This is a genomic window from Micromonospora sp. NPDC049081, from assembly GCF_040648835.1.
Lineage (GTDB): Bacteria > Actinomycetota > Actinomycetes > Mycobacteriales > Micromonosporaceae > Micromonospora > Micromonospora antibiotica.
Genome location: NZ_JBEZEK010000034.1, coordinates 53,415 through 62,057, shown reverse-complemented (window position 1 = coordinate 62,057; position 8,643 = coordinate 53,415). Strand labels below are relative to the sequence as shown.

The 8,643-nt window shown below is 73.4% G+C and carries 8 protein-coding genes; 1 reads left to right on the top strand and 7 read right to left on the bottom strand.

The features are described from left to right. Positions 1–306: 306 nt before the first annotated feature. Positions 307–912: a DNA-3-methyladenine glycosylase gene (locus tag AB0B63_RS29995; RefSeq protein WP_357024857.1), complete on the bottom strand. Its 606-nt coding sequence runs from the start codon at positions 910–912 to the stop codon at positions 307–309. Between the two features lie 170 nt (positions 913–1,082). Here AB0B63_RS29995 and AB0B63_RS29990 point away from each other — a divergent pair, with 170 nt between their 5' ends. Then, positions 1,083–1,490 (top strand): DNA-binding protein, encoded by a 408-nt coding sequence (locus AB0B63_RS29990; RefSeq protein WP_357024847.1) that lies wholly within the window; start codon positions 1,083–1,085, stop codon positions 1,488–1,490. A gap of 748 nt (positions 1,491–2,238) precedes the next feature. On the opposite strand, the gene argH is transcribed toward AB0B63_RS29990, so the two are convergent. The 6 genes from argH to argJ all read right to left on the bottom strand — a co-directional run bounded on the left by argH (position 2,239) and on the right by argJ (position 8,623). Next, positions 2,239–3,702: an argininosuccinate lyase gene (gene argH, locus AB0B63_RS29985; RefSeq protein WP_219469788.1), complete on the bottom strand. Its 1,464-nt coding sequence runs from the start codon at positions 3,700–3,702 to the stop codon at positions 2,239–2,241. A gap of 89 nt (positions 3,703–3,791) precedes the next feature. Continuing rightward, positions 3,792–4,301 (bottom strand): arginine repressor, encoded by a 510-nt coding sequence (locus AB0B63_RS29980; protein WP_208570193.1) that lies wholly within the window; start codon positions 4,299–4,301, stop codon positions 3,792–3,794. Continuing rightward, complete coding sequence (gene argF / locus AB0B63_RS29975) at positions 4,298–5,227, bottom strand: ornithine carbamoyltransferase (RefSeq protein WP_208570192.1); 930 nt, start codon at positions 5,225–5,227, stop codon at positions 4,298–4,300. Before argF ends, AB0B63_RS29980 begins: the two co-directional genes overlap by 4 nt. Next, entirely contained in the window at positions 5,224–6,531 is a 1,308-nt protein-coding gene (locus tag AB0B63_RS29970) for an acetylornithine transaminase (RefSeq protein ID WP_357024843.1), read from the bottom strand. Before AB0B63_RS29970 ends, argF begins: the two co-directional genes overlap by 4 nt. After that, positions 6,528–7,454 (bottom strand): acetylglutamate kinase, encoded by a 927-nt coding sequence (gene argB / locus AB0B63_RS29965; protein WP_357024840.1) that lies wholly within the window; start codon positions 7,452–7,454, stop codon positions 6,528–6,530. The genes AB0B63_RS29970 and argB overlap by 4 nt, the downstream gene beginning before the upstream one ends. Beyond that, the gene (argJ, locus tag AB0B63_RS29960; protein WP_357024837.1) at positions 7,451–8,623 is read right to left on the bottom strand and encodes a bifunctional glutamate N-acetyltransferase/amino-acid acetyltransferase ArgJ; all 1,173 of its coding nucleotides are present in this window, start codon (positions 8,621–8,623) and stop codon (positions 7,451–7,453) included. The genes argB and argJ overlap by 4 nt, the downstream gene beginning before the upstream one ends. Positions 8,624–8,643 lie beyond the last annotated feature (20 nt).

Here is an 8,643-nt window from a genome sequence, read left to right as displayed (position 1 = left end):
GGGGGGGGGGGGGGGGGTGGTGGGGTTTGGTGGGGGGGGTGTTTTTTTGTTGGGTGGGTTTGTTGGTGGTGGGGGGGGTGGGGGGGGGGGGCGGGTGGGGTTTTTTGTTTTTTTTGTGGTTTTTTGTTGGTTTTTTGTTTCTTTTGTCTCCGTCCTCTGTTTGGCTCCGCCCCCCCCCCATCGGCCCCGGCCCACCGTCGACCCCAGCTCACCGTCGGCCCACCATCGGCCGGTCGGCCCGCCGCCGGCGGTCGGCCCACCGTCGGTCTCCGGCCCACCGTCGGCGGTCGGCATGGTGGGCCGGGGTCAGCCGCGCCGGCGGGGCACGTGCCGGCGGTAGGCGCTGACCGTCGGGTCGCCGGTGATCCAGAAACGCCACGGCACGTCGTGGGCGGCGGCCACCCCGACCCGGGGACCGGCGGTGACCTCGGCGCGGGCGACCGGGCGGGTCGGCGGGCTCAGCAGCAGGGGACCGCTCCCGTCGAGCACGCAGGTGCCGTTGGCAGACGCGGTGACGTCGAGCGCGACGGCCAGCCGGGCCGGCCCCCGGGCCAGGTCCCGGTCGGCGACGTCCCCCCGGCGGGTGCGGGCCGTCGGTAGCCCGTCGACCACCTCCCCGGCCCGCAGCAGTACGGCCGCCGCCTCACCGTCGCGACCGCAGACGATATTGAGACACCAGTGCATGCCGAACACGAAGTACGTGTAGGCGTGCCCGGCCGGCCCGAACATCACCCTGGTCCGGGGGGTGGGTCCCCGGTGGGCGTGCGACGCCGGGTCCTCGCCGGTGCCGGCGTACGCCTCGACCTCGGTCAGCCTGATCCGGACGCCACCGGCGGCGAGTTCCCAGCCGAGCAGCGTGCGCGCCGTCTCGGCCACCTCGGCGGCGGGGGCGTGCAGCCACGGGTAGTCCACCGCTCCAGATAACGGCACCTGCGGAAGATCGGCAAACCGAGGACCGTGTTCCCGCCGGTATCCGGGGCAGGCAGACGTCGTCATGCCGGCCGGTCGTCACGGTGGGCAGCCCGACGGATTGCTTAAACATTGTATTGACAACGGATAGTTGTCAACATGGAATGGGTGCCATGACCGACACCTTCAGCGCACCTGACGCGGCCCGCGCCCGAGCCGAGCGGACCTACGCCGCGCTGCACCGGATCAGCACCCGGCACGCCGACACCGACGCACGACGACGCCGGCACACCAACCCGTACCTGGCCGACCCGTGGGAGGCCGTCTCGGTGGTCACCGCGCTTGCCGCCGGCGGGGCGGCCCGGGAGGTCGACGAGGAGCCCGTCGACGACGCGGACCTCACCGCCGCGCTGACCCTGTTGCCACACCTGCGCGCCGAACTCGACGCGCTGGAGGTGGGCCTGCTGACGATGGCCCGGGCCCGCGGACTGACCTGGCAGGCGATCGCGTTTGGGCTCGGCCTGGGCAGCGCGCAGGCGGCCAAGCAACGCCACGAACGCCTGGCCGCCCGCACCGCCTGACCCACCCAGCACCGCCTGACCCGCTGGAACCGCCTGACCCGCCTGAGGCGCTGGAACCGCCTGACCCGCCTGAGGCGCTGGAACCGCCTGACCCGCTGGGACCGCCTGGTCGGCTGCGGCCCCACCACCCCAGGCTCGCCGCTCGATACTGAGAGTAGTGAACGCGCAACCACCCATTACCCCCCTGCCGCCCCTTTGCTCTGCTGACCTCGACGCGACAGGCACTTAGCGTCACAGCCTCCCGCGCCGAACCGTCATGCCAGCTCCAACAATTCACCTGGTCAGCGGCGTGGCGCGAATTGGGCAGCAGAGCAAAGGGCGCGAAGGTGTCATGGTGTTCGCCGGAGGAACATTGCTCTCCGCAACGGGAGGTGCTCGCTCACGCACCGCAACCGCCAGCGCGACGAAAACGGCACGCCGCGACGGTCACAGCCGCCGCGACGACGGCGAGCCCAGCGACGACGGCGAGCCCGGCGACGGGGGCGAGCCCGGCGACGGGGGCGAGCCCGGCGACGGGGGCGGACCGCCCGCGACGACCGGCCGCAACTACGGCCCGGGCGGTACGTCGGCCGGGCCGGATGGAACGCGCTGGACCTGGGCGGCGGCATCTCCTACCCGAGCGCCCCTGCCTGATCACCGTCCACACCGGAGGGCCGTTCGGCGCGGACGCCCGCAGCGGCGGCCAGCCGGCCCAGGTCCGGTCGTCCGCCCCCGCGTTGCGGGGCGCGGACGACCGGCACGCGTCAGATCAGCGGGGTACGACCCGCTCGGCAGCCCACTCCCGCCAGCCGGTGAGCTGGTCGGACGCGGCGGCGAGCTGGTCGGCGACCGGGCCGGGGCCGGTCGAGCCGGGGGTGATCCGGGCGGCCAGCGCCGAACGGACCGACAGCACGTCACGCACCGACGGGTCGAGGTGCTCGCTGACCGCCGCCAGGTCGGCGTCGGAGACCTCGTCGAGGGCACAGTCGCGGGCCGCGCAGAGCGCCACCAGTTTGCCGGTGATCTCGTGCGCGTCGCGGAACGGCACGTTGCGCCGGACCAGCCAGTCGGCGACCTCGGTGGCGAGCGAGAAGCCCACCGGCGCGGCGGCGACCAGGCGGTCCACCCGGACGGTCATCGTGGAGATCATCCCGGCCAGCGCCGGGAGCAGCAGCTCCAGGGTGTCGACCGCGTCGAACGCGGGCTCCTTGTCCTCCTGCATGTCCCGGTCGTAGGCCAACGGCAGGCCCTTGAGCATGGTGAGCACGCTCATCAGACCGCCGACCAGCCGACCGGACTTGCCCCGGGCCAGCTCGGCGATGTCAGCGTTCTTCTTCTGCGGCATGATCGACGACCCGGTGGCGAACGCGTCGTCCAGCTCGACCCAACCGAACTCGTGCGACGTCCAGAGCACCACCTCCTCGCCGAGGCGGGACAGGTGCACCCCGACGAGCGCGGTGACGAAGAGGAACTCGGCGACGAAATCCCGATCGGCGACCGCGTCCATGGAGTTGGCGAAGGACGTCCGGAAACCCAGCTCCTTGGAGACAGCCACCGGGTCCAGCGGCAGGCCCGAGCCGGCCAGCGCGCCCGCGCCGAGCGGGCTGATCGCCGTACGGTGGTCCCAGTCGCGCAGCCGCTCCAGGTCCCGCAGCAGCGGCTGGACGTGGGCCAGCAGCCAGTGCCCGAAGGTGACCGGCTGGGCGTGCTGGAGGTGGGTCATCCCCGGCGCGGCCGTGTCGACGTGCCGTTCCGCCTGCTCCACCAGGGCCTCGGCCAGCTCCACCAGCCGGGCGGCCACCCCCCGGGCGTGGTCGCGCAGATAGAGCCGCAGGTCGGTGGCGACCTGGTCGTTGCGGGACCGGCCGGCGCGCAGCTTGCCGCCGAGGCTGCCGAGCCGCTCCAGCAGGCCCCGCTCCAGCGCGGTGTGCACGTCCTCGTCGTCGATCGTCGGGCGGAACTGCCCGGACGCGCAGGCCGCCTCCAGGTCGTCCAACGCCGCCAGGATCCGCCCCAGCTCGTCGGGGTCGAGCAACCCCGCGCCCGCCAGCACCCGGGCGTGCGCGCGGGAACCCGCGATGTCGTACGGGGCGAGACGCCAGTCGAACTGGACGCTCACCGACAGCCGCGCCAGGGCCTCGGCGGGGCCACCGGCGAACCGGCCACCCCACAGGCTCGTCCGGTTCGTCGCGGCGCTGTTCTCGGTCAGGCTCTTGTCGTCCACGCCGCTCATTCTGGCAGTGCTCACCTTTCGCTCACCGACTGCGGGGTTCACTCCCGGCACCGGCTCGTCCGTCGTACGGAAACCCGTGACCGGTGCGGTCACGGGGTGTTTCCTTCCCCGGCCTCGTCGCGGCGGGCCCACCCGGCGAGCTTGTCGCCAAGCGCGGCCCCACCGTCGGCCTCGCGGGCCACCACCAGGATGGTGTCGTCACCGGCGATGGTGCCGACGACCTCGGTCAGGCCCGCCCGGTCCACGGCGCTGGCCAGGTAGTGCGCCGCACCCGGCGGGGTACGCAGCACGGCGATGTTGCCGCTGGAGTCGACCCCGTTGAGCAGCTCCCGCAGCAGCCGGATCAGCCGGGCGGGGGCCGCCTCGGCGTCGCGCAGCGGCCGGTGGCCGTCCTCGGGGATCAGGTAGCCGGCCCGCCCGTCCCCGCCCCGGGCCTTCACCGCGCCCAACTCCTCCAGATCCCGGGAGAGGGTGGCCTGGGTGACCTGCACCCCGTCGGCGGCGAGCAGGTCGGCCAGCTCGGTCTGGGAGCGGATCGCCCTGGCCCGGATCAACTCGACGATGCGGGCGTGCCGGGCGGCGCGGGTCGGGGCGGTCATGATGAGGATGCCTCCAGGAGAAAGGTCAGCAGCGCCTTCTGGGCGTGCAGCCGATTCTCCGCCTGGTCGAAGACCACGCTGTGCGGGCCGTCGAGCACCTCGCTGGTGATCTCCTCGTCCCGGTGGGCGGGCAGGCAGTGCAGCACCTTCACATCCGGCCCGGCGTGACCGAGCAGCGCGGCGTTGACCTGGTAGGGCAGGAACGGGGTGATCCGGTCCAGCCCGTCGTCCTCCTGGCCCATCGAGGTCCAGGTGTCGGTGGCGACCACGTCGGCGTCCCGGACCGCCTCGACCGGATCGACAAGTGCCCGTACCGACCCGCCGGTGCCCGCGGCGATCTTCCCGGCCCGGTCCAGCACCCCCGGATCGGGTTGGAACCCGGCCGGCCCGGCGACCCGCACGTGCATCCCGGCGGTCGCCCCGGCCAGCAGGTACGAGTGCGACAGGTTGTTCGCCGCGTCCCCCACGTACGCCAGGGTCCGCCCGGCGGTGCCGCCGCAGTGCTCGCGGACGGTGAGCAGGTCGGCGAGGAGCTGGCACGGGTGGTAGCCGTCGGTGAGCGCGTTGATCACCGGCACGCCTGCGTGCGAGGCGACCTCGGCGATCCGGTCGTCGCCGTGGGTACGCAGCACGATGGCGGCGACGTAGCGGGACAGCACCCGGCCGGCGTCGGCGAGTGTCTCGCCCCGACCGAAGTGGGTGACCTGGGTGTCCACCACGAGCGGGTGACCGCCGAGTTCGGCGATGCCGGCGTCGAAGGAGATCCGGGTCCGCAGGCTCTGTTTGTCGAACAGCACCGCCACCGAACGCGGCCCGGCCAGCGGGGTGAACCCGAACCGGTCGGCCTTCATCCGGGCGGCCAGGTCGAGCACGGCCGACTGTTCGGCCGGGGTGAGGTCGTCGTCGGCCAGCAGGTGCCGGATCATGTGCGGGTCTCCGTCGGGGTCGGGGTGGGAGTGGGTGGTGCCACGGCGCGGGTCTGCGCCCCCGGCGCGGCCGGCGTGCCGTCGGCAGGGGCAACCGCGGTGTCGAGGGCAGCGGCGGCCGGAAGGGCGGCAGCGTCGAGGGCGGCAGCGTCGAGGGCAGCGGGGAGGGCGGCCAGGAACGCGTCGACCTGCTCGCCGGTGAGGATCAGCGGCGGGGCGAGCCGGATCACCCCCGGCTGGACCGGGTTGACCAGGAACCCCGCCGTGCGCAGCGCGCCGGCCACCGGGCCGGCGACCGGTGCGGCGAGCACGATGCCGAGCAGCAGCCCGGCTCCGCGTACCTCGGCCACCAGCGGGTGGCCCAGCGCCTCGACGCCCCGACGCAGCCGTTCACCGGTGCGCTTGACGTGGTCGAGCAGGCCCTCGCCGGCGATGGTGGAGACCACCGCGAGGGCGGCGGCGCAGCTGACCGGGTTGCCGCCGAAGGTGGTGCCGTGCGAACCGGCCCGGAGCAGATCGGCGGCCCGACCGAAGGCCAGGCACGCGCCGATGGGCAACCCACCGCCCAGCCCCTTGGCCAGGGTGATGACGTCCGGCTCCACCCCGTCGGCCTGGTGGGCGAACCAGTGACCGGTGCGTCCGATGCCGGTCTGCACCTCGTCGAGCACCAGCAGGGCCCCGTGCCGGGCGGTGATGCGCCGCGCCTCGGCCAGGTAGCCGGGCGGCGGGACGACCACCCCGTTCTCGCCCTGGACCGGCTCCAGGATCACCATCGCGGTGGCGTCGGTGACGGCCGCCGCCAGCGCCGCCACGTCGCCGTACGGGACGTGGTCGACGTCGCCGGGCAGCGGGCGGAACGGGTCGGCCTTCGCCGGTTGGCCGGTCAACGCCAGTGCCCCCATGGTGCGGCCGTGGAAACCGCCGATGGTGGCCACGACGTGCGACCGGCCGGTGAGCCGGGACAGCTTGAACGCGGCCTCGTTGACCTCGGCGCCGGAGTTGGCGAAGAACACCCGGCCGGGCCGGCCGGCCAACGCCAGCAGCAGCTCCGCGAGGGCCACCGGGGGTTCCGCCACGAACAGGTTGGAGACGTGGCCGAGGGTGGCGATCTGTTTGGAGACGGCGGCCACCACGGCGGGGTGGGCGTGCCCGAGCGCGTTGACCGCGATCCCGCCGAGCAGGTCGACGTACTCCCGGCCGGCCTCGTCGACGACGACCGCCCCGGAGCCGGAGACCAGCGCCAGCGGCGGGGTGCCGTAGTTGTCCATCATGGACTCACCCCAGCGTTGCACCAGCGTGCTCATGCGCCGACCGTGCCTTCCTCGTGGGTGGACCCGGACGGGGTGTCGACGACCATCGTGCCGAACCCCTCCGAGGTGAAGACCTCCAGCAGAGTGGAGTGCGCGACCCGACCGTCGACGACGTGCGCGGCGGGCACTCCCCCGCGCACCGCCCGCAGGCAGGCCTCCATTTTGGGCACCATCCCCGCTTCCAGGGACGGCAGCAGCGCCGCCAACACGTCGGCGTCGATCTCGCTGACCAGGCTGGTGGTGTCCGGCCAGTCGGCGTACAAACCGGCGACGTCGGTGAGGACGACCAGCTTGCGGGCGTGCAGGGCGATCGCCAACGCGGCGGCGGCGGTGTCGGCGTTGAGGTTGTGCAACACCCCGTCGACGTCCGGCGCGACGGTGGAGATGACCGGGATCCGGCCGGCCGCGATCAGGTCGGTCACCGCCGAGACGTCCACCGACTCCACGTCACCGACCTGACCGACGTCGACCGCCTCGCCGTCGACCCAGGCGGGCCGCCGCACGGCGGTGAACAGGCCGGCGTCCTCCCCGGACAGGCCGACGGCGAACGGGCCGTGCGCGTTGATCAGGCCCACCAGTTCCCGGCCGACCTGGCCGACCAGCACCATCCGGACGACGTCCATCGCCTCCGGGGTGGTGACCCGCAGGCCACCCTTGAACTCGCTGGCGATGCCGAGTCGACCGAGCATCGCCGAGATCTGCGGCCCGCCGCCGTGCACCACGACCGGCTTGAGCCCGGCGTACCGGAGGAAGACCATGTCGGCGGCGAAGGCCCGTTGCAGGGCCGGGTCGACCATCGCATTGCCGCCGTACTTGACCACCACGGTGGCCCCGGAGAAACGGGCCAGCCAGGGCAGCGCCTCGATCAGCGTCTCGGCCTTCACCTGGGCCCGGGTGAGATCCGCGGACAGGCTCATGTCGAGTACGCCGAGTTCTCGTGCACGTACGCGTGCGACAGGTCGTTGGTCCAGATCGTCGCCGCCGCCGCACCCGCGTGCAGGTTGATGCGGATGGTGACATCCCGCCCGGTCAGGTCGACCTTGGACCGGTCCTCCGCGGCGGCACCGCCACGGCACACCCAGATCCCGTTGACCGCCACGTCCACCGCGTCCGGGTCGAACGCGGCGGCGGTGGTGCCGACCGCCGCGAGGATCCGACCCCAGTTCGGGTCGTTGCCGAACAGCGCGGTCTTGACCAGGTTGTTGCGGGCTACCGACCGGCCCACCTCGACCGCGTCGTCCTCGTCGGCGGCACCGACCACCTCGATGGCGACCTGCTTGGTCGCCCCCTCGGCGTCGGCCACCAACTGCTGGGCCAGGTCGTGGCAGGCGGCGGTGACGGCGGCGGTCAGCTCGGCCTCGTCGGGCTCCACCCCGGACGCCCCGCTGGACAGCAGCAGCACCGTGTCGTTGGTGGACATGCACCCGTCGGAGTCGACCCGGTCGAAGGTGACCCGGGTGGCGGCCCGCAACGCGGCGTCCAGCAGCTCCGGCCCGGCCACCGCGTCGGTGGTCAGCACGCACAGCATGGTGGCCATGCCGGGGGCGAGCATCCCGGCCCCCTTGGCCATTCCGCCCACCGTCCAGCCGGCCCCCCGCACGACGGTGGTCTTCGGCCGGGTGTCCGTCGTCATGATCGCCACGGCGGCGGCCGGACCGCCGTCGCGGGCCAGTCCCCGGATCGCGGTACGCACCCCGGGAAGCAGCTTGTCCATCGGCAGCCGCTCACCGATCAGGCCGGTCGAGCAGACCGCCACGTCACCGGCACCGAGCCGCAGCCGGGGGCTGGACGCGGTGAGCGCGGCGGCAGTGTGCTCGGCCGTGGCGTGGGTGTCCTGGAAGCCAGCCGGGCCGGTGCAGGCGTTCGCCCCGCCGGAGTTGAGCACCACGGCGCGGACCACACCGCCCCGGACGACCTGCTGGGTCCAGCGCACCGGCGCGGCCCTGACCCGGTTGGTGGTGAAGACGCCGGCGACCCCGGCGTCCGGGCCGTCGTTGACGACCAGGGCCACGTCGGTGGCCCCGCCGCTCTTCAACCCGGCTGCGACTCCGGCCGCACGAAACCCCCGAGGGGCGGTGACACTCACAGTGCATGCCTTTCGTTCGC

Coding starts and splice junctions, on each gene's coding strand:
- argH (WP_219469788.1), bottom strand. CDS start 3,702: ATGAGCGGCGTGGACGACAAGAGCCTGACCGAGAACAGCGCCGCGACG.
- AB0B63_RS29970 (WP_357024843.1), bottom strand. CDS start 6,531: ATGAGCACGCTGGTGCAACGCTGGGGTGAGTCCATGATGGACAACTAC.
- AB0B63_RS29990 (WP_357024847.1), top strand. CDS start 1,083: ATGACCGACACCTTCAGCGCACCTGACGCGGCCCGCGCCCGAGCCGAG.
- AB0B63_RS29980 (WP_208570193.1), bottom strand. CDS start 4,301: ATGACCGCCCCGACCCGCGCCGCCCGGCACGCCCGCATCGTCGAGTTG.
- argF (WP_208570192.1), bottom strand. CDS start 5,227: ATGATCCGGCACCTGCTGGCCGACGACGACCTCACCCCGGCCGAACAG.
- argB (WP_357024840.1), bottom strand. CDS start 7,454: ATGAGCCTGTCCGCGGATCTCACCCGGGCCCAGGTGAAGGCCGAGACG.